The sequence below is a fragment of the Actinomyces viscosus genome (genome assembly GCF_900637975.1).
Taxonomy (GTDB): Bacteria; Actinomycetota; Actinomycetes; order Actinomycetales; family Actinomycetaceae; genus Actinomyces; species Actinomyces viscosus.
In genome coordinates this window covers 2,477,033-2,496,870 of record NZ_LR134477.1, presented here as the reverse complement: position 1 = coordinate 2,496,870, position 19,838 = coordinate 2,477,033, and the positions used below count along the sequence as shown (strand labels likewise).

The window sequence follows — 19,838 nt, the reverse complement described above, 5'->3', positions numbered from 1 at the left end:
GCGGGGCCGAGACGCCCGACGACGACGGTGTTCCGGGAGAGTCCGTCGCGAAGGCCCGGCGGGAAGTGCCGTAGGTCCCGGGTGGCACCCGGGTGGCACCCGGGTAGCGCTGTGATGCGAGGGCCTGCCCGGCGGCGCCTGCCGACACCGGCCGGACCCGCGGACGTGGGTAGTCTGGCCCGGGCGCCGGCACCGCTGCTGCTCCGCCGCACCGCCGTGCCCGCCCGAAACGACAGGACAACGCGCCCCAGCGCCCAGGAGGAACGAGGAACCATGACCGTCAGCCGTATCGCCACCACCAGCGCCCCCGCCGCCGTCGGCCCCTACTCCCAGGGCGTCTCGACCGGCCAGGAGGCGGGCTCGCTCGTCTTCGTCTCCGGGCAGGTGCCGCTCGACCCGGCCACCGGCGCGCTCGTCGACGGCGACATCCAGGCCCAGGCCGAGCAGGTCCTCAAGAACGTGGGGGCCATCCTGGCCGAGGCCGGGCTCGGGTACGACGACGTCGTCAAGACCACGGTCCTGCTCGCCGACATCGCCGACTTCGCCGCCGTCAACGAGGTCTACGCCCGCTACTTCACCGGCGAGACCCTCCCCGCCCGAGCCGCCTTCGGCGTCGCCGCCCTGCCGCTGGGGGCCGGCGTCGAGATCGAGGCCATCGCCGCCCGGCCCTGAGCCGGTCCGATCCGGAGCCGCCCGGTGACGCCGCGACGGGAGCCGTCGCGATCGGCGTCGGCCACCCGGGCGCGGGCTCCTGCCGGACCTCCACCGGACCTCCACCAGGCCTCCACCGGATCCCTGTCTCCTCCCCTCCCCGACAGGGCGACACCCCGGCCGTCATGGGGCGTTAGACCCTGCCGCCGGGCCGGAGCGCTCACTAGGCTTCCTCACGGTTCCGCTTCCACGGGGCGCCCCCCTCTCACGGGGGCGCCCCGTGTTGCTCTCCCCATGGTCGGCGGCCTGGCTGCGCGGAAGGATGAAGCACGCCGGACGGCCACTGGGCCGCAGACCGGCCAGGACCCGGGGTGAGACACCATGAGAGGAGGACAATGCCGCCGACGCACCTGCCCCTCATCGTTCGTCTCGGTGGGATCCGCTCGCTGCTGGCCTTCTCGGCCGTCATGATCACCGGTCTGACGGCCGTCTTCTCACCGCTGGCCGCAGCGCTCTGGGGCCCCGTTCTTCTGCCCGCCTCGCTGCTTCTGGCCCTTCTGGGCGCCGGTGGCACCGCCTACTACCTGTGGCGCGGCCTGGCCGCGCGCCGTGTGGCCGAGCAGGCGCTGCACCACTACTCGCAGGTCACCCACGACTATGAGGCCACCGAGCTCCAGGCCCGCCTCATCCCTGAAGGCGAGCCCCGCGGCGCCCGGGTCGTGGACCACTACCGCTGGTTCCGCGACGAGTACGAGAGCCTGACCCGCTCCTGGCAGGACCTCGGCAGCCCTCGGGGCGCCCAGTGGTTCGATCCGGGGATGCTCGGGCGCGTCACCGAGCTTGAGCGGCGCTCTGCCGCACTGGACTCGACCGACGACGTCATCGCCGGCGACGCCGCCCTCCTGACCCTGTCCTCCAGCTGGGAGCGGCGCTGGTACGACGAGCAGCGGCCGGTCCTTCAGGACCTCAACCTGCTCCTGGGCCTGTGCCAGCAGATCGACTCCCACGCCTTCGCCCCCGGCGGCACGGTGGAGGCCCGGGAGCAGGTCCGCGCCCACCACCAGCGCCTCACCGAGATGACCGCCGAGCTGTCCGCCGGTCGCCTGCGGCCCTCGGCGGCGCTGGACGAGCTTGCCTGGATCGCGGCCGACGTCCGCCGGTCGGCGGGCAGCCTGGCACTTCGTGCCGCCGGCACCGGTCCGCCCCTCAACGCACTCGACGCCGGGGCGCGCCGCCGGCTGAACGCCCGAGGTTCTCCGGGCGTCGTCGGGCCCGGGCGGCACAGCGGGTGCTGGTACCCGACCGGCGGCCACGTCGGCCTCACCGGGCAGGGCAGTTCCCAGCAGTTCCTGGCTGCCCGAGCGCGCTTCTTCGGGGACGGCACCTTCCCCGGGTCCTGATCGTCGCGCCCTGTGCCCCTAGCCGGTGCCCCCGTCCACCGTCCGGGGATCCCTGCGGCCCTCGGACGCTCACAGTCGTCATCTCGCCAAGCTGCGGGAGGAAAGGGAAGCTCAGATGCAACAGTCTCACATCGCCGGCCTGGGCGGAGTCCGGTCGGTGGCGGCCTTCGTCGCCAATGTGGTGGTCAGCCTCGCCCTCATCGCGGCGCTGCCGATCATGGTCCTCTGGCCCTTCGGCGGGAGCCACCACCCCACGGTGGAGGTCCACGACGAGGCCGGGATACTCCAGACCGAGCCGCTCACCAGGGAGATCCAGGCGATGCGGTTCCGCCAGGACGTCCACGTCGCCGTGCTCACCGTCCCGGGCTGGGACGTCGACAACCTCAACGACGCCGTGCTCGCCTACGCGCGCTCCCACGAGGCCGACACCGACGTCCCGTGGATCTCGACGTCGAACCCCAACTACTGGAGCGACGGCCTGGTGATCCTCGCGGTCGCCCCCGACGCGCGCAAGGTGGGCTGCTACTTCGGTGAGGACGTCGCGGTGCCCCTGGCCCAGCAAGCCGCCATCCAGGACGCCGCCAAGGACCAGTACCGCCGCGCCGACTGGTACGGGGGCACCGTCTCCATGGCGACCAAGACCGCCGACGTCGTCGGCCGACCCGGAGGCGGCGACGTGTGGGCCAACTACGTTCTACCGGTCGTCTCGGCGCTCGCGGGCGTCGCCTGGCTCTCGTACTACCTGTGGCGCGGCTTCACCGCACGGCGTCGGGCCCGCGAGGCGCTGCGCCACTACTCGCAGGTCACCCACGACTACGAGACCACCGAGCTCCTGGCGGGCACGATCCCCGAGGACGAGCCCCACGGGGAGCAGGTCATGGCCCGTTACCGCTGGTTCCGCGGCGAGTACGAGAAGCTGACCCGCTCCTGGCAGGACTTCGGCAGCCCCCGGGGCGCCCAGTGGTTCGGCATGTCGGTGCTGAGGCGTGCCACCAAGCTGGAGAAGCGCTCCGCGATCCTTGACTCCCTCGACGACGTCATCGCCAACACCGCGACCTTCCTCAACCAGGACAACGGCTGGGAGCGGACCTGGTACAACGAGCAGGGCCCGGTTCTGGAGGACCTGCAGTCGCTGCGGCGCCTGTGCCATGAGATCGACAGCTCCAACGTCGCCACCACGGGCGCCATGCCGGAGCGCTCCAAGGAGGAGCGGGAGTGGGTCCGCTCCCGCAAGCAGCGCCTGGACGCCATGACCTCCGAGCTGGAGGACGGCTCGCTCCAGCCCTCGGCCGCGCTCGACGAGCTCGACGAGATCGCCAGCGAGACGAAGACGAAGGCGGCCCGGCTCGCGCGCGAGGCCATCGACGCCGACACCTCCAGGTACGCCGAGGAGCGTCGTCGTCGCTACGACTCGCGCTCGTCCAGGGACGCCGCCTACGCCGGCTACTGGTACCTGGGCGGCGGACACGGCTCCTACAACCCCCACTCGACGATCCGTCTCAACCCCTCCTCGCCGGCGATCTCCGTGGTCGGCTCGTCCGGTTCGGGCTCCGGCGCCGGGGGCTCCTACAGCTCCTTCACCCCGATCTCCGACCTGGTGACGGGCTACAGCTCGGCCTCCTCCTACACGCCGTCGAGCAGCTCCGGCGGGTCGGGTGGCTCCAGCTTCTCCGGCGGCTACAGCGGTGGCGGAGGCTTCTCCGGGTCCGGCTCCTCCTCCAGCTTCTGAGCCGGGTGCCCGCTGCGGTCCGACGGTCGGCGGCGAGGTGGTGGCGGGCAGCCCGGGGACGCCCGGCTGGGGACGTCCGGCCGGTGGCCGGGCCGGCCGTGAGCCGCGTCATGGGCCGCCGACGGGCCGGCGTCGGCCTGGGAGGGGCACGGGCCGGCCGGTAGGCTGACGGTCATGTCGAAGAAGAAGCGCCACGGGCGCCGCCCGGCCGCCAAGGCCACCAAGCCCCGCAAGCAGAGTATCGAGTTCGTCGCCCGCCCCTTCGCCGGCATCCCGGCCGAGGAGGACCTCGTGGCGATGGCGCAGATCATCCCGGCCGCCACGGCCACGGTGCGCCTGAGCGAGGAGCACGGAGGCCGGCAGGTCCAGCTCGTCACGCTCCTGCCCGAGTTCGTCCAGGGGCTCAAGCGCTCCGACGGCGAGGTCCTCGTGGCCATGCAGACCTCCATGCACTCCGGGGACGCCTCCCGCGACGTCGCCGCCGCGGTGCTGGCCACCCTCGATCTGCCCGAGGGTCAGGCGCTGCGCACCGAGGGCCTGCCTGAACCCGGCCCGCGCCTCCAGGACATCCTCGACACCAGTGAGCCGCCGGTCGTCTCCGTGCGCGAGACCTTCGACTTCTGGGTCGACCCCCAGGCCGCCGGTGACAACGAGCAGGCCCGCCAGGTCATTGAGGACGCCATCGAGCGCGCCAAGGAGGAGATCGCCCCGACCCGGCCCGTGCCCGGCGTCGAGCACGCCTACTGGTGCCGCCTGGGCGCCAAGGAGTTCGTGCGCTGGGTGCGCGGGGAGGACGAGGACGAGTTCTTCAACGCCTTCGCCCGCATCTACGCCGCGCGCGAGTCCGACCTGGAGGAGGGGGCGCGCTTCGTCGGCGCCTTCCGGGCCAACGGCCTGGCCATTCCCGTGTGGGAGCTCGTGCCCGGCACGGAGGCCGAGGAGCTCACCGAGCCGCTGCAGGCCATGGGCAAGCGCCTCGACGCCGCACTGGCCGATGAGAGCCCCCTGAGCCCCGAGGTCCGCCGCGCCAAGGCCGGCATCATCTCCCGCCAGGTCAACCTCTGAGCCCTTTCCCTCCTCTTCTTTCGCCGAGCCGGGCATATTTCGCCCAGACCAACAGAAATTCTGTCGGGCACCGCGAAATATGCCCGGCTCGACGGTGTTCGCAAGTGCGGGGCCGGGGCGCGGGCCGGGCGGCTCAGGTCTCGGCGACGCGCAGCCGCTGGCGCGTCACCCTCGGCAGGCCGCGCCCATAGAGAGTGCCCTCCTTCGCCTTGACGGCGGCGACGAGCACGAAGCTGAGCGAGATGAGCAGCGCCCAGCTGCCGAACTTGCCGGCATGCACCAGGTGCCAGCCCTCGGCCTGGTCGGGGTAGCGCCAGGCGCTCAACGCCGTCGCCAGGTTCTCCGCCAGCCAGAGGAAGCCCCCGATGAGGATGAAGGCCACCGTCGTCGGCATCCAGTAGCGGTCCCCGCCGACAGTGAAGTGGACGCCGCTTCCCCACAAGGCGATGAGGAAACCGGCGGCGATGAACCAGCGCAGGTCGACGATGACGTGATGGGTGAAGAAGTTGAGGTAGGCGGCCACGGCCAGCAGGCTCACCGGCCACCACCGAAAGCCGCCCACGTGCAGGTCGAGGCGGCGGAAGGACTGACAGATGTAGGAGCCGACGGAGGCGTACATGAATCCGGAGAAGACCGGCACCCCGCCGATGCGCACCGCCCCGGCATCCGGATAGGCCCAGGAGCCGGTGTGGACCTTGAAGACCTCGAGGGCCAGGCCGATGAGGTGGAAGGCGCAGATGACGCCGAACTCGCGCCAGGTCTCCAGCCTCAGGGCGACGAAGGCGATCTGCACCACGACGACGTAGATCAGCAGGGCGTCGTAGCGGGCGATCGGCGGATCGGTGTAGCTCCAGATCAGAGTGCTCACCGCAAGTCCCACGAAGATGGCGATGGCGAAGCCGCAGCAGGCCAGTTCCAGGAGGGCGAACTGGATCAGGCGGCGGGGGAGCAGGCGCCACCGACTCAAGGGAAGACGCGCGATATCGGGCACGACCGAAGTATGCCGCACCTCCGACGTCGGCCTGGCGGGGAGGGGCTTTCCCTCGCGGTCGGGGACGTCTTGCGCGTGCGGGGACAGAATCCTGTGCCCGACGGCGTCGCATGTCCCCGGCCATGAGGAAAGGTCCCCGCCCGCGCGGAATGCCCCCGTCAGTCTTATGTGTGACTATTGGGAGGGCAGACCCGGCCGGGACTGACGACCATCTGGCCGGCCAGGAGATCACCGCCTGATCGAGCGCAGTGCTCGCTTGATAATCCGTTCAGTGGCTGGGGTGGGTGACTCCTTCTGCCATCGCCTGCAGAGCTCAACGGCCCAGGCGGGCTGTGTCTTGGAGGCGTCGTTGACCCAGTTCGCCACTGAATCCTGCACGTAGCGGGAGGAGTCAGCGCGCAATGGTTCAAGTAGTGGCAGGCCCCGCTCAGGCTCCTTCTTGAGTACGGGGATGTGCCGTGCCCACACACCATGTGGACGTAGCACCTCGCTGGTAAAGCGCCGAATGCGCTCCGAAGGTTCTGAGGACCATTGCCGCAGCGCGCGGATCGCCTCGTCGGGCTGGGGCACCAAGTGCGGACGCACTGCCATCCATGACCATTCGCGTACTCCGAAGTGCGGGTCATCCGCGGCTGGCCTTGCCAGGGCTAACAGCGTGTCGACGTCGGCGTCCTTCTCTTGCGAGACCAGGGCGAAGACTGCCCAGCCCCGGACTGTGTCGGCCGGGTGGTCAGCGAGATCCAGACAGGCAGAGCGACCAAGGTGCGTATACAGCGCTTCTCCCATGATCTGCATACGGGCCAGGACGCCGAGCGAGTCGGCATACGTGGCCGCTTCAACCAGATCCTCTGGTGCATCTGGCACTACCTGCCTCAGAAGTGCGGAGTGGGTGATGGCCAGGATCTCGGCCAGTGTTCGGGACTCGTCTCGTCCCGAGTTCAGGTCGGCTTGTCGCTCTGCGGCGATGCTTGCGGTGGGGCTCATGACGTCACTTCGCCACGAGGCGGGCGATGCGCTTGAGGTGCTTCTTATGCTGGCCTCGGCTGGCCTTGCCCACCGTGCCGAAGTTGACCCACGACCGTCCACGCATGCCCAGCTGCTTGATAGCGGCGCCCAGGAACACCGAGCCGACGTAGTTGCCGCAGAACCGGCGCAGGTACCAGGTGGGAGAGGTCGAGGTGGTGAGCACCAGGACCTGCTGGATGTGGGTGAGGTGGCCCTTAACCCCGGAGGCCGTCGCGTGGTACGCCCAGCCCTGCTTCATGACCTTGTCGACAAAGCCCTTGACGATGGCGGGCACGTCGCTCCACCAGATCGGGCAGATGACGATGATGCGAGAGGCGCCCTCGATGAGCTTCTGGTAATGGCTCACCAGCGGGTCCAGCGTGCCGCCCTCGCTGAACAGGGCCAGCTCCTCGGCGGTGTAGCGCGGGTCGAAGCCATCGGCGTAGAGGTCGATGACGTTGTAGGGCCAGTTCGCCTTGTCCAGGGCGGAGGTGACGGCCTCGAGCACGGCGTGGTTGAAGGAGCCGTCGTAGGGGTGGGCGTAGACGATGAGGGTGCGCTCGCCCGTCTTCTTGGAAGTCTTCTTGGTGGTCATCAGCTGTCTCCAATCGTGACGATGGCGCGCAGGGCTGCGCGGATGAAGGTGGCGTCGGCGGTGGTGGCGCCGACAGCGATGAGCTGGGTGTAGCCCTGCAGGCAGGACCACACGAGGAGGTGAAGCGGTTCCGGATCGGTTCCCCGCTGCGCGGCCAGGCGCTCCACCTCGCCGCGGGTCAGTGCCAGCAGCGGGTGCTCATCCAACCGGTCGAGCGCGGCGATGGCCGCGGGGCTGACCTGGTTGAACTCGAAGAGCCGGGGGCGCTCGGCGGCCAGATCCACCAGGAGTGATCCGATGCCGACGAGCGACTCGATCGGGTCCTCCCGGACCAGGGCGCCCGCGCGCTCGCCCAACGAGGTGGACAGCTGGCGCGCCGCGGCCTCGAAGAGACTCGTCTTGGACGGGAAGTGCTTGTAGCAGGCGGGCGTGGTCACCCCGCAGGCACGGGCCACACCGCCCAGCGTCACCTCGCTCCACCCGTGGACCTCGATGAGGTCCAGGGTGGTGTCGATGAGCCGTTGACGGGTATCCGTGCTGCGCCGATCTATCTTCACGCCAAGTAGGTTAACTCAATTTACCTATTTGTCAAGCGGTACTGGGGCGGGGTCGGTGCGCTCCGTCGTCGCTGTCAACCGGGAGTGACCACTATGTGGTCGATCCGGGGTCGGATGGGTTGATGCGAAGAGGGCTTGACAACCCCCTTGTTAACGTTATCAACGGTGCTATCGCAACGACGTCGGGAGACTGTTGAGAACGCCCCTGACCTGCGGGAATATCGGTACGGGTGAACCTCCGGGCAGGGGTCTTGACACTCCTGCCGAGGAGGCCTTGAATCATCTCAAGTCCATCACAGCACGACGAACGCCTTGCGTCGACCAGTCCCGGCTCGTCCGGCATGAAAGGAGCACTGATGACGCGTACCGCTTGCGGCTCCGCACCGCGGTCGATGCCGATGCGCGTCAGCCCCCTGCGCTCCTGTCGGTCCGTCCAGCCGACGCCATCGATGCTCGTCGACCGCCATTCAGTGACTATCCAGTGACTATCCGCTGACGCCTTCGGGCGTCCGTGTCGGTCGGAGGGGCGAAGAGGAACCACGGGTTCCTGAGCCCGCCGCCGAGGGACCTTGCTCCGGCTCGTCGTTGAGCCTCATCAGTCGGGGTCCTGCTATCCGCCAGTTCCCAGTCCCTGTCGCCCGGGCGGCACGGAGCCCCACTTGATTTATTCGATTTCGTTCGCTGTCAGAACCATGACGCCTATGGACCTTTGTTCCAGTTCCTGGCACCCTAGTGGGACGGCAGCGTCGCCGCCGGGCCCGCCCGCCATGCGGCGAGTGAAGCGAAAGGCCTGTTGTCATGACCACTGATCCCGCGAACCGCTCTCAACCAGGCACCGCTGCGCCACTCTCCGACCTCCACGAGCAGGATGCTCAGACCGGCGGCACGGACGCCGTTCCTGCGCCCACCACCAGCCCGGTCAGTACCGGGCCGCCCGAGCGGCCACCGGTCTACCCGCAGCATCCGAGCTCCGGAACCTGGCACCCCGTCAGCACGGCCGGCGCTCCCCTGAGCGTGCGCGACGTGGATGCGGCTGCTTCCACCGCCCCCTCCGCCCACACCTCTGCCCAGGCCACAGCCCGCTCCTCCGTCCGCTCCCCCTCGGAGACCGCCGCTGCCGGTGTGGTCCTGCGCGACCTCGCTGACGAGTACGCCATGCTCCTGTGCGCCTACGACCCCGAGGCGGCCGCCCGGACCGGCCTGCCCGGAGGATCTATCCTGCCGGACTACTCGCCCGCGGGCCTGGCCGAGCGACTCAGCGCCGAGCGCTCCCTGCGTCACCGCGTGGCCGCAGTCGACCGCTCGACCGGTTCCGACGAGCTCCTGCGCCGCCACCTCCTGGAGCGCCTGGAGACCTCCATCCAGTTCATCTCCGCCGGTGAAGAGGGCGGGAACCTTGGTTTCCTCTCCTCCCCCTTCCAGCAGATCGCCCGTCAGCTGCACCGGCCCCCCGAGGCCCCTGATCGGGCCGGTTCGGAGGAGGCCGACCTCGCCGAGGCCGAGGCCAAGTGGGAGGACGCCTGGAACCTGCACCGCACCCGCCTGGAGGCGCTGCCCGCCGCCCTGGAGGGACTGGCCGCCTCCCTGGCCGCCTCCGCCGAGGCCGGTGCCATCGCCCCGCTCAGTCAGGTCGACGTCGTCGCCGGTCAGGCGCGCGATCTCGCCAGCCGCCGTACCCGGGGCCTGCCCGAGGATCTGCCGGCCACCCTGCACGTCCAGCTCCAGGAAGCTGACATCACCGCCCGCCGCGCTGCCCTGGACTTCGCCTCGCACCTGCGCACCACGCTCTCCCCACGCGCCCCCCAGGCCGAGGGGGTCGGCCGTAGGCGCCACGCCCTGTGGATGCGCCGGGTCCTGGGGACCCGGGTGGATCCCGAGGAGACCTATGCCTGGGCAACCGAGGAACTGGCCCGGGTCATCGCCGAGCAGGACGCCATCGCCGTCGACATCCTCGGTCCCGGCGCCAACGCCCACAGTCTCAACCGGCATCTGCGCGCTGACCCGACCCAGGCCTTGCGCCCTCAGGACTACACCATCTGGGCGCAGGAGGTGGCCGATGAGGCCTGGGATGTTGTCGTCGGACGGGTCCTTGACCCGCCCGACGGTCTGGGCCGCCCCCGGGTGCGCCTGGGCGAATCCGGAGCCGGCGTCGTTCGCTACGAGGAGCCGCGCGGCACCGGCGGAGAGCGCCGGCCCGGCGTGGTCCTGAGGTCCCTGGCCGACGGCGAACGACTGGTGTGGCCATGGATGGAGCGGACTACGGTTCTGCACGAGTCGGTTCCCGGCCACCACGTCCACGTCGGTGCGCACGCCACCAGCACCCGACTGACCGCCTGGCAGCGCTATCTCGGCTCAGTGGCCGGCTGCGACGAGGGCTGGGGCCTGTACGCCGAGTCCCTCGCCGACGAGCTCGGGCTCATGCCCACGCCTGAGGACCGCTTCGGCCGTCTGGCGGCGCGCCGTTGGCGCCTGGCCCGGGTGCTGGTGGACTTGGGTGTCCACTCTCGGCTGCCCGTGCCCGACGACGTCGCCGCCCTGCCCGGTGCGAGCCGCGAGTGGAACCGGGCCACCGTGACCGCCGTGCTGCGCCACCACACCGTGATCTCCGAGGGGCGCCTGCGCTTCGAGGTCTCCCGGCACCTGGGATGGCCGGCCCAACCGCTGACCTACGCCGTGGGCGAGCGGGTCTGGCAGGCCGGTCGGCGCAGCGCCCAGGAGCAAGCCCATGCCGAGGGCGGTCGGCTGGACCTGCGGGCCTTCCACAACAGGGGTATCGACCTAGGGAGCGTGGGGCTCGATCTCCTCGCAAGCGCCTTGCACTGACCTGTACGAAGAATGCAAAAGGGGCCCAGTCGTTCGTCGGCCGGGCCCTGGATGTCTCCTCCTCCGTGACCCGCGGGGCGCCCGCGCGAAGTACCGGGGTTCTCGTCTGGCGGAGGATGGGGAACCAGTGCTGCCTGCGCAAACATGGATGGACGAGATCCGCGCCGGCGGCGCGGTCACAGAGGGGCCAAGGCGTGCCGGGGCGGCAGGGGGCGTCGCCCCGGCACACAGAAGGACGCGTGGTGCGTCAGCGGAACCCGGCTCCGTTGACGGGCTCCATGGCTTCACTGTGCCACGAGAACCGGGTGTGACATGCCGAAACAGGCGATCTTAGCCTTTCTATCAGGAAATGTGTTGCTTTACTGCAATATTTGTCGGTTTCTCCGGGGACCGTTGTCCCATGCTGAAGGTTTGACACAAAATCGCTGGGGAAGGCCTGACCATAGGTCGCTTCCCCGGCGTTGGCGAGATGGCGTCGGCGTGTCGCGGCGGTGGGCGGGATGCTCCCGGAGCGCCGTCGGTGAACGCCTGGTCCGTTGGGAGTCGCGAAATCCCGCACTTAACCGTGTCAAATCGGTGAACTTGACGGGCCTCACAAAAAAGGTGTGCGACAACGGGGGGCTCAGGAGTCGGCCGGAGACCGCGAGTCTGGATACCCTGGTGGCGTGAGTCCCACCAAGCGCCCCGACCAGCGCGTTGCCGTGGTCATCCCCGCCAAGGACGAGGCCGAGCGCATCGCCACCACTGTTCGGGCCTGCCGCTCCATTCCCCGGGTGGACCTCGTCATCGTCGTCGACGACGGCTCGACCGACGGAACCCAGGACCACGCCCGCGCCGCCGGCGCCGTGACGGTCCGCCACTCCGTCTCGCGCGGGAAGGCCTCCGCCATGGAGACCGGGGCCTCCGTCGTCGCGATGCGCGACTACGTGGACGGACCCGCCCGGCTGCTGCTGTTCATCGACGCCGACCTGGGCGACTCGGCCGCCTCCTGCGCCGAGCTGGTGCCCCCGGTCGTCGACGGCGTCGCCGACATGTCCATCGCGGTTCCTCCCAAGCAGGCCGGGGCCGGTGGGCGCGGCCGGGTCGTACGCGCCGCCAGACGGGCCATCTCACTGGCCACCGGGTGGTCACCCGTGGCGCCGCTGTCCGGCCAACGATGTCTGAGCCGCGAGGCCTATGAGGAGGCCGTGCCCCTGGCCGACGGCTGGGGGGTCGAGGTCGGCCTGACGATCGACGTCCTTGTGGCCGGGCTCGCGGTCATCGAGGTTCCCTGCGACATCACCCACCGCGTCACCGGCAACGACCGGGCCGGCACGATGCACCGAGCCGCACAGTACAAGGACGTTCTGCGGGCCGTGACCCAGCGCAAGCTGCGCCGCCACCGGGTGCCGCGCGCCACCTTCGAGAAGGCGGCCGCCGAGCAGGACCACTTCTTCGCCTACCGTGCCGTGCCGCTACCGCCCACGTCCGACGACGACGTCGACCCTGCCGAGAAGCAACACGATGCCGGCGCCCCGCAGACCGTTGAGTCGGAGACGGCCGACAGCTGACGCATGACGCGCCGAGCGCGCGTCCAGGCACCTGCTCCACGAGGTCCGGGTGGTACTGGTCAGGAGCTGACCGCACTGCACGAGTCCCCGCCCCACGTGGAGTACGCCCATGTCCCGGCCAGTAGCACCCCAGGCGCGTGCAGTACCGGCAGGGTGCCACAAGCGCGACCATCTCCACCTCAGCCACTTACTGAGTCCACCTACTGACGCAGGCTCTCAGTCGGGGCGGCGGGGGAGACGCTGGTGGGCTGCGGTGAGGCGCTCCCGGTCAGTGTCAGCAGGAGTGCCAGCAGAGCGGGGGCGGCCGCCGCGAGGATGAAGCCCGCCATGGTGACGCCGGAGTCGTTGACCAGGACGGACACGACCGTCAGCACCCCCAGCGACCGCAGCGCCGTCGTCCCCCAGTGCACGGACGGGGACATGTCACGCGGCCGGGGACAGGAATTTGGTCCCCCGCCGCGTGACACGTCCCCGTCAGCGGTGGAGGCGAGCCAGACGTAGGGGCTGGTGCCGGCGCGCCAGGCCCGCACCTGCCGGCGCAGCCACCAGATGGCCGCGGCAATGAGCGCCAGCGCGCAGACCAGGCCGGCAGCGGCGTCCGGCCTCGTCACGAAGGGGCCGACCAGCGCGTACGCCTTGCGTCCCAGCACGCCCGCGGCGGAGCCGTCCACCAGCTGGCGGACGAAGCGCCCCAGATGCGTGGGGCCGGCCGGTCGGAACAGGTCGACGACGCCGAAACCGCCCACGACCAGGACCGTCGCGGCCCCGATGGCCAGCCAGCGCCGCCAGCTCAGACGTAGCCCGGCCAGGCCGGCACCGAGGTAGGCCAGCGTCGGCACGAGGGTCAGGGCGCCGCCCACGTCCGCGCCCAGCTGGGGGGCGCCGTCGACGATCAGCGCCGCACCGCCCAGCAGGCCGGTGAGGGCCAGGGCGGTTCGGCGACCGCGCCCCAGCGCCTCCCAGGCCCCGGCGGTGACGACGACGAGGGCACCGGCCACCAGTGCGAAGGCCGTGTTCGAGACCCCGTAGAAGCGGCCCGCCACCACCGCGTTCATGCCCAACGGGTTGTTGAAGGCCAGGTGAGCGCCAGCGGCGGCATCCACCAGCCAGGCCAGCGGGATCATCGCCGCCACCAGCAGCGCCACGGAGGCGGTCCGGGCGAGAGGCGGAGACGGCGAGGAGGGCGCGGGGTCGGTGGAGGGCTCGGGGGTGGTGGCCTCGTCCGGCTGCGGTGCCACCCTGGGAGACTCCTGCGAGGACGCGGGGTCGGCGGATCCGGCCGGCCCCGGGGCGGTCGCGGCGTCGAGCCCCGAGGAGGAGGGTGAGGGCGAGGCGAGGGGGCGGCTGCGCCACCGGTGCACCAGTGTCACGATCCCGGCGGTCGCCCCCACGATGCAGGCAGCGATGACTACGGCTGCGGCGAGGACGGCGGCCGGCGCCCACGATGACGGAGTGCCGTGCCGGGCTCCCACTCGCCACCACGGGACGGCGTTGACCAGCAGCAGTGCCGTCGGCAGCGCGCTCAGGACGATGGCCGCCCAGGTGACCCGGCGACGCACCGCCCGGCGTCGGTCCGGCCGGGGCCCGCGCAGCGCGAGGGCCGCCCAGACCAGCAGCAGTGCGGCCGACACCACCAGCAGGGCGCCGGAGCCGAGCACGGACAGCTGCGAGGCGCGGGCGTGTAGGGCGTCGTCGGCCAGCCGGGTGATGCGGGCATCATCGGGTGCGGTGGTGTTCGGCGTGGTGGCGGTCGCGGCGCCGCTCTGGCCGCTGACGGGCAGGCTCAGCGGCTGGCCGTCGAAGGCCGGGTCCTTGCGGCCGGCCAGGGCGGTCGTGAGGGTCGGCGTGAGGTCGGTGAGCTGGGCCAGGCCCGCGCGGTGCGTCGAGGTGCCGACGATGAGTCCGCCGGAGGTGCCGCGCGCGCTCGTCGTACCGGCCGGGAGCACCGCCATCTGGGGGCCGGGGTCCTCGTCGTCAGCCAGGGAGGCGATGAGGATACGGGTGCCGGGGCGCGCCTGCTCCTGGACCACGCGCAAGGCGCCGTCAAGGGCTGTGATCCGCTCGGCGTCGGTGGAGGCGCCCTCGGTGGTGTCGACGATGGTGAGGTCGGCGCCGGTGGCCAGGGCCTCGGACAGGGAGGGGGACGAGGACACTGTCGAGGAGGTGGTGCTCGGCGAGCCCTCGGGGGCGCCGGTGGCGAGCTGTGCTCCGGAGCCGACGGTCATGACCGAGACGTCCTGTCCTAGCGTGCGGGCCAGGGGGGAGGCGCTGTCGGAAGCGACGGGGGCGCTGGGACTGGTGCAGGGGCCGGTGGGCTTGACGGCGCTCGCGCGGGCGCCCCGGCCCAGGGTGAGCCAGCCGTCGGCCGGGCAGGTGCGGTCCGCCGGGGTGCGCACGGCCAGGTTGATCGGCTCGCTCTGGGAGGCGAAGGAGAGCAGATGGGCGGCCGCTGAACCGGCATCACCCGTGCCGGGGCCGTCGCCGGTGGTCGCTGAGGCCGCCGCCTGCAGGTCCGCCCAGGTGAGGTTGCCGGTGCCCAGGACGACGACCGGCGCCGGCTGCGAGGGCTGGTCGGCCCGTGGGGCGCCGGAGGCAGCCGCGGAGGGGGACGTGGAGCCGGGGCTCGCCGCGGGGGAGAGGCGGGAGGCCGCAGCGGCCGGGGCGAAGGACGCCTGCTCCGCTGAGCTTGCCGCTCCTGCCGGGCTCGCCGGAGTCGCAGCGGCGAGGGCCGATCCCACCATCGTGAGGATCATGCCGATGACCACCAGCAGGACCAGGACGTACACGACCGCGCGCACCAGGCGTTGTTGGCGTCGTGGAGGTCTCACCCGACCAGCCTACGGGCCGTCCCAGCCGGAAAACTGTCCGCAGGGGACGACTTTGACGCCCGCGTCAGCGAACGTCTCGCGAGCAAAACGCTCTGACCTGCGCAAACGTGAAGGGTGTTTTCGGAGGCCGGTTTCAAAGTCGTCCCATACGGACACTTTCCTCGCCGAGAACGGGGTCTGGCGGCCGAGCGGATGCCCGCGCGCAGCCCCAAGCGCCCCTGGAGTTCCCTTTCGCAACACGACCTAGGTCCTGTTGCGTGTGTCCGGGTGGGCCTCCCTCACCAGTCGCCGACGTCGCGGTCGTACCTTGTGCCGCGCGTTCGAGGGGTAGAGGGTACGACCTCGCGACCTACCCTACGAACGCGCGGGCGCTCCATCCTCCTTGTGCAACACGGCTCAGGTGTCAGCGGCCACGCAGCGTGCGCTGCGGTCGGCACCGCTCACAGGTACTGGCGGGCCACGGCGACCGCCTCGCCGCCATAGCCGCCGCCGAAGAGGAAGGCGTGAATCATGATGATGTGCCAGGAGTGGAGGCCGACCCGCTCGCGCCAGCCCGCCGCCAGCGGCGAGACCTCGTGGTAGGCCGCGTAGATCCGGTCCAGGTAGCGCTGCCCGAACACCCCCAGGGCCGCCAGGTCGGTCTCGGCGTGCGCGCCCTGCGCCATGGGGTCGATGAGCACCCCCACCACGGTGGCCGGCCCGGCCGAACCGCCCGCGAGAGCCCTCCCGGCGGCCTCCTCCTGCGGCCCCAGCCCGGCCCGAGGCGGCGCCCACTGCGCGGCCTCGTCGGCCGGGGTCCACAGGACGTTGCCGCACCACAGGTCCCCGTGCGTGCGGGCCACCGCCACCCGCGCGCCGCGCTCGCGGGCGCCGGTGCGCACCAGGGCCGGCTGGTCGGTGTCGAAGTCGCCGTCGCGCAGGCGCTCGCACAGCCGCTCGATGACGCGGGCCCCGCCGACGCTGATGGAGCCGTTGTCCCGACCGGGCTGCAGGTAGGGCAGGATCCGGTCCTCGGCGTAGAACTCGCCCCAGCGGCGCGGCTCGCCCTCCTCCGCGGCGTGCGGTCGCAGGCGGATGTCCGAGCGGCCCATCTGCGCGCGGCCGTCCCACCCGGGAGGCGCCGCCCCGAAGGCCGGGGCGCCCGCCGCGTGGGTGACGGCCAGCGCCCGCCCGAAGGCCTCCGCCCCGGCCGGCGTCACGCTCGTCGTCGTCAGCCGCGGCTCCTCCAGCCAGCCCGGGCTGCTGGTCACCGGGACCACGTGCGCGCCGCCGTCGGGCATCGCCTCGGCGAGCCAGGTCAGGCCCTGGGCCTCCAGGGCGGTGGAGACCGGGCCGTCGTCGTGCTTGCGGAAAACGCTCATGGCCCCAGCCTGCCAGGCCCGGTGCGGCTACGGGAGGTGGGGCGCCCGCCGGCGCGGAGCGACTCCGCGGGCGTGGCCCTCAGCGGCGGGGGCGGTAGCGGGGTGCTCGCCGGCGCGGAGCGACTCCTGCCGAGGCCGGGCTCAGTGCGGCTGCGGGAGGGCCGGAGGAGGGCCGCGTCCCCGCCGGGACCGGGGCCGGCGCGCCCACCACGTTCCACGGACGTTCCACGGAGCAGCCCGGTTCCGGCCGACCGGCCCGGACCTGGCTACCCTGTGCCCATGACTGCTCCCGCTCCGCTCTGGTCCTTCCTGGGGCCGGCCGGCACCTTCACCGAGATGGCGCTGCGCCAGGTCGCCCCTGTCAACGTCGAGCTCGACCCCTGCCCGGACGTGCCCACCGCCCTGGACCACCTGCGCGAGCGCACGGTGGAGGCCGCGGTTGTGCCCATCGAGAACTCCGTCGAGGGCGGCGTCAACGCCACGCTGGACAGCCTGGTGGCCTCCACGCCCCTGGTCATCGCCGCCGAGATGGCCGTCCCGATCACCTTCGTCCTGGCCGGCCGCCCCGGCACCCGCCTGGAGGATGTGCGCGCCATCTCCACCCACCCGCACGCCTGGGCGCAGTGCCGCGGCTGGGTCCACCTCAACCTGCCCGAGGCGGTCTACGTGGCCGGGACCTCCACCTCGGCGCCCGCCCGCGCGCTGGCCTCCTCGACCGAGGACACCGGCTTCCAGGCCGTCCTGTGCAACCCGCTGGCCGCCAAGGAGTACGGGCTGGAGGTCATCGCCGGTGGAGTGGCGGACAACCCCGACGCCGTCACGCGCTTCGTCAAGGTCACCCAGCCCGGCCGCGTGGGCGAGCCCACCGGCGCCGACAAGACCACCCTCCTCGTCCAGCTCCCGCACGACCGCTCCGGCGCCCTGCTGGACATGCTCGAGCAGTTCAGCGCCCGCGGCGTCAACCTCTCGCGCATCGAGTCCCGGCCCGTGGGCGACTCCCTGGGGCGCTATCGCTTCTCCATCGACGTCGAGGGGCACGTGCGCGAGGAGCGGGTCCAGGCCGCCCTCATCGGGCTGCACCGCACCTGCCCGGTGGTGCGGTTCCTGGGCTCCTACCCGCGGCTGGACGCCCGCCCGACGGCGGTGCTGGCCGGCACCAGCGACAAGGACTTCGTCGTGGCCCGCTCCTGGGTCGCCGACGTCCTCGACGGCCGCGCGCTGTAGTCCTGCCCGCCCCTGCTCGCGTCGCCGGCGGGGACATTCCACTGCGGCCGGGGACATTCGACGCCGGCGGGGACAGGAATTCTGCACCCGACGGTGTGACATGTCCCCGTTCGCGCACCGCACGCACCCGGCCGGGCAGAATGTCCCCGGCCGTGTGGTGGCTGGTGAGTCGGCCTCGGCGGTGGCCCGGGATGTGGGGTGCCGGCGCGCCAGGGCCAGGCCGGTGGACAGGTGCCCGGGGCGTGCGCAAGGCTCAGGGCGTGACTACCCCTGACGCCAGCACCGAGTCGGCCTCCGTTGCCGCTGCCTCCTCGCCCGCCTCCGCCGCACAAACGGCGCCTCTGCCGGACCGTCGGGGCTCCGGGCCCTATTCGGTGGTCATGGTGTGCACCGGCAACATCTGCCGCTCGGCCATGGCAGAGATCGTCCTGCGCGACCGCCTCGCCGCCGCGGGCGCCCCGGACTCCGGGCCAGGCGGCGTGGTCGTCACCTCCGCCGGCGTCTCCGACGAGGAGCGCGGAAACCCCATCGACTCCCGCGCCCGCCGCGTCCTGAACGAGGCCGGCTACGGCACCGGCGCCGACGACGTCTCACGCGCCACGGACATCGCCATCACCTCCCACACCGCCCACCGCGTCACCGACGCCGAGATCGTCGAGGCCGACCTCCTGCTGGCCATGACTGACTCGCACTGGAACGTCCTCCAGCGCCGCGCCGCCGGCCTGGGAGCGGATCCCTCCCGGATCCGCATGTACCGCGAGCTCGACCCCACCGCGGCCCGGCAGGCCGAGGACGTCGCCGCGAGTCGGGCCTCCCGCAGCGTCCTCAACGTCCCCGACCCCTGGTACGGCACCATGGCCGACTTCGTCGACACCCTTGAGGTCGTCGAACGGGTCAGTGACGAGCTCGCCGCCCGCCTCAGCTGAGTTTCAGTGCAGTTTCAGTGCAGGCGGTTGTCCAGCCAGCTCGTGACGGCCTGGAGGTACTCGGCGCGCGCCAGCGGCCCGGACAGGGCCAGGTCGTGGACGCCCTCGGGGATCTGGCGGACGGTGACGTCATCGCCCAGGTACTGGGCGCGGTCGATGATCTGGTCCACGTCGAGGACCACGTCGGAGCGCTGCGCCTCCTCCAGGGTGGCCCTCGCGCCGTTGCTGACCGTCGAGCAGCACACGAGGATCGGCACCCGGATCCCCAGCCCGTGGTGGACCTCGCGCTGCAGGCGGCGGATCCCCGCCAGGAAACCGGCCCGCACGGGGAAGGACGGCGCCGGCTTGAGCGCCAGGTCCCAGTCCCACTCGCCGCGCCAGCGCCGGTGCAGGGCCGCCACGTAGTTGTCCTCCTTGCCGCTGCCGGGCTCGCCGATGACTCGCTCGGGGTCCCGTCGCGAGATGAGGTCCACGAAGGCCGACCCGTAGGAGCGCACGAGCGCCGAGCCGCGCAGGTCCAGCCACGGCGAGTTGAGCACGAGGGCGTCCACGGTCCCGGGGTGGTCCGCCGTCCAGATGACCGCCTGCAGCCCGCCGGTCGAGTGCCCGTTGAGGACGACGACGTCGTGCCCGTGCTCGGAGCGGATGATGCGCAGCGCCTCGGAGATCTCCTCATCGTGGACGCGCAGGTCGCGCACGTCGTGAGGGGAGGCGTGCCCGACGCCGGCGCGCCCGCAGGCCCGCAGGTCCAGCGCGTAGAACTCGTAGCCGGCGTCGAGGTAGGCCTGGGCCAGGTGGGTCTGGAAGAAGTAGTCGCTGCGCCCGTGGAGGTAGAGGACCGCGCGCGAGTGGCGTGGCGCGCTGGCTCGGCCGGCGGCCTCGCGCTGGAAGACGAGCACGGCGTGGTCGGCGCCGGGCGCCTTCGTGGGCGACTCGGTCACCGGGATGCGGCGCGCCACCCACGGCTCGCCCAGGATGTCGGGCGCAGCGGCGCCGGAGGCGCCGGGTGCTGCGGCTGCCTTGGGTGGGGCGCTCTCGCCGGCGGAGACCGGAGCCGCCGGTGCGGCTGCGCCCTGCCCTGTGGCGGCTGCGTCGCCCGGGCCGACGGCGGCCGGCGTCTGAGCCGGAGGAGG

At 71.8% G+C, this 19,838-nt stretch carries 15 protein-coding genes; 8 read left to right on the top strand and 7 right to left on the bottom strand.

The features are described from left to right. The first annotated feature begins 273 nt into the window (after positions 1 to 273). The 4 genes from EL340_RS10670 to EL340_RS10655 all read left to right on the top strand — a co-directional run bounded on the left by EL340_RS10670 (position 274) and on the right by EL340_RS10655 (position 4,845). Entirely contained in the window at positions 274 to 672 is a 399-nt protein-coding gene (locus EL340_RS10670) for a RidA family protein (protein ID WP_126415451.1), read from the top strand. A gap of 374 nt (positions 673 to 1,046) precedes the next feature. Next, entirely contained in the window at positions 1,047 to 2,051 is a 1,005-nt protein-coding gene (locus EL340_RS10665; RefSeq protein WP_126414555.1) for a DUF5129 domain-containing protein, read from the top strand. Positions 2,052 to 2,166: 115 nt separating this feature from the next. Further along, complete coding sequence (locus EL340_RS10660) at positions 2,167 to 3,780, top strand: DUF5129 domain-containing protein (RefSeq protein ID WP_164719382.1); 1,614 nt, start codon at positions 2,167 to 2,169, stop codon at positions 3,778 to 3,780. A 174-nt stretch (positions 3,781 to 3,954) separates the two neighbouring features. Further along, positions 3,955 to 4,845: a DUF5926 family protein gene (locus tag EL340_RS10655; RefSeq protein ID WP_126414554.1), complete on the top strand. Its 891-nt coding sequence runs from the start codon at positions 3,955 to 3,957 to the stop codon at positions 4,843 to 4,845. 133 nt (positions 4,846 to 4,978) lie between these two features. Here the strand turns inward: EL340_RS10655 and EL340_RS10650 are convergent, their stop codons facing one another. The 4 genes from EL340_RS10650 to EL340_RS10635 form a co-directional block, all read right to left on the bottom strand. After that, positions 4,979 to 5,836: a DUF817 domain-containing protein gene (locus tag EL340_RS10650; RefSeq protein ID WP_126414553.1), complete on the bottom strand. Its 858-nt coding sequence runs from the start codon at positions 5,834 to 5,836 to the stop codon at positions 4,979 to 4,981. 228 nt (positions 5,837 to 6,064) lie between these two features. After that, on the bottom strand, positions 6,065 to 6,820 hold the full coding sequence (locus tag EL340_RS10645) for a DNA alkylation repair protein (RefSeq protein WP_126414552.1): 756 nt from the start codon (positions 6,818 to 6,820) through the stop codon (positions 6,065 to 6,067). Between the two features lie 4 nt (positions 6,821 to 6,824). Next, a complete protein-coding gene (locus EL340_RS10640; RefSeq protein ID WP_126414551.1) occupies positions 6,825 to 7,436 on the bottom strand; it encodes an NAD(P)H-dependent oxidoreductase in 612 nt (203 codons plus the stop codon). Next, positions 7,436 to 7,993: a TetR/AcrR family transcriptional regulator gene (locus tag EL340_RS10635; protein WP_126414550.1), complete on the bottom strand. Its 558-nt coding sequence runs from the start codon at positions 7,991 to 7,993 to the stop codon at positions 7,436 to 7,438. The genes EL340_RS10640 and EL340_RS10635 overlap by 1 nt, the downstream gene beginning before the upstream one ends. Before the next feature lie 798 nt (positions 7,994 to 8,791). On the opposite strand from EL340_RS10635, the gene EL340_RS10630 reads away from it, so the two are divergent. Both EL340_RS10630 and EL340_RS10625 read left to right on the top strand, forming a co-directional pair. Continuing rightward, positions 8,792 to 10,816: a DUF885 family protein gene (locus tag EL340_RS10630; protein WP_126414549.1), complete on the top strand. Its 2,025-nt coding sequence runs from the start codon at positions 8,792 to 8,794 to the stop codon at positions 10,814 to 10,816. Between the two features lie 665 nt (positions 10,817 to 11,481). Further along, positions 11,482 to 12,366, top strand: a complete 885-nt coding sequence (locus tag EL340_RS10625) for a glycosyltransferase family 2 protein (protein ID WP_126414548.1) — start codon at positions 11,482 to 11,484, stop codon at positions 12,364 to 12,366. A gap of 200 nt (positions 12,367 to 12,566) precedes the next feature. Here the strand turns inward: EL340_RS10625 and EL340_RS10620 are convergent, their stop codons facing one another. Both EL340_RS10620 and EL340_RS10615 read right to left on the bottom strand, forming a co-directional pair. Then, entirely contained in the window at positions 12,567 to 15,194 is a 2,628-nt protein-coding gene (locus EL340_RS10620) for a hypothetical protein (RefSeq protein ID WP_232023023.1), read from the bottom strand. A 440-nt stretch (positions 15,195 to 15,634) separates the two neighbouring features. Further along, positions 15,635 to 16,555 carry a fructosamine kinase family protein gene (locus EL340_RS10615; protein WP_126414547.1) on the bottom strand — a complete coding sequence of 307 codons (921 nt, stop codon included), beginning with the start codon at positions 16,553 to 16,555 and terminating at the stop codon, positions 15,635 to 15,637. 279 nt (positions 16,556 to 16,834) lie between these two features. Here EL340_RS10615 and pheA point away from each other — a divergent pair, with 279 nt between their 5' ends. Further along, positions 16,835 to 17,779, top strand: coding sequence for a prephenate dehydratase (gene pheA / locus EL340_RS10610; RefSeq protein WP_126414546.1), 945 nt, complete (start codon positions 16,835 to 16,837; stop codon positions 17,777 to 17,779). A gap of 380 nt (positions 17,780 to 18,159) precedes the next feature. Further along, positions 18,160 to 18,705: a low molecular weight protein-tyrosine-phosphatase gene (locus EL340_RS10605; protein ID WP_126415448.1), complete on the top strand. Its 546-nt coding sequence runs from the start codon at positions 18,160 to 18,162 to the stop codon at positions 18,703 to 18,705. A gap of 14 nt (positions 18,706 to 18,719) precedes the next feature. On the opposite strand, the gene EL340_RS10600 is transcribed toward EL340_RS10605, so the two are convergent. Further along, the gene (locus EL340_RS10600) at positions 18,720 to 19,682 is read right to left on the bottom strand and encodes an alpha/beta hydrolase (RefSeq protein WP_331860824.1); all 963 of its coding nucleotides are present in this window, start codon (positions 19,680 to 19,682) and stop codon (positions 18,720 to 18,722) included. Positions 19,683 to 19,838 lie beyond the last annotated feature (156 nt).

Bases quoted from the DNA above. Each gene is read 5' to 3' on its own strand.
- EL340_RS10630 (WP_126414549.1), top strand. From the start codon at position 8,792: ATGACCACTGATCCCGCGAACCGCTCTCAACCAGGCACCGCTGCGCCA.
- EL340_RS10645 (WP_126414552.1), bottom strand. From the start codon at position 6,820: ATGAGCCCCACCGCAAGCATCGCCGCAGAGCGACAAGCCGACCTGAAC.
- EL340_RS10670 (WP_126415451.1), top strand. From the start codon at position 274: ATGACCGTCAGCCGTATCGCCACCACCAGCGCCCCCGCCGCCGTCGGC.
- EL340_RS10660 (WP_164719382.1), top strand. From the start codon at position 2,167: ATGCAACAGTCTCACATCGCCGGCCTGGGCGGAGTCCGGTCGGTGGCG.
- EL340_RS10665 (WP_126414555.1), top strand. From the start codon at position 1,047: ATGCCGCCGACGCACCTGCCCCTCATCGTTCGTCTCGGTGGGATCCGC.
- EL340_RS10605 (WP_126415448.1), top strand. From the start codon at position 18,160: ATGGTGTGCACCGGCAACATCTGCCGCTCGGCCATGGCAGAGATCGTC.
- EL340_RS10640 (WP_126414551.1), bottom strand. From the start codon at position 7,436: ATGACCACCAAGAAGACTTCCAAGAAGACGGGCGAGCGCACCCTCATC.
- EL340_RS10655 (WP_126414554.1), top strand. From the start codon at position 3,955: ATGTCGAAGAAGAAGCGCCACGGGCGCCGCCCGGCCGCCAAGGCCACC.
- EL340_RS10615 (WP_126414547.1), bottom strand. From the start codon at position 16,555: ATGAGCGTTTTCCGCAAGCACGACGACGGCCCGGTCTCCACCGCCCTG.
- pheA (WP_126414546.1), top strand. From the start codon at position 16,835: ATGACTGCTCCCGCTCCGCTCTGGTCCTTCCTGGGGCCGGCCGGCACC.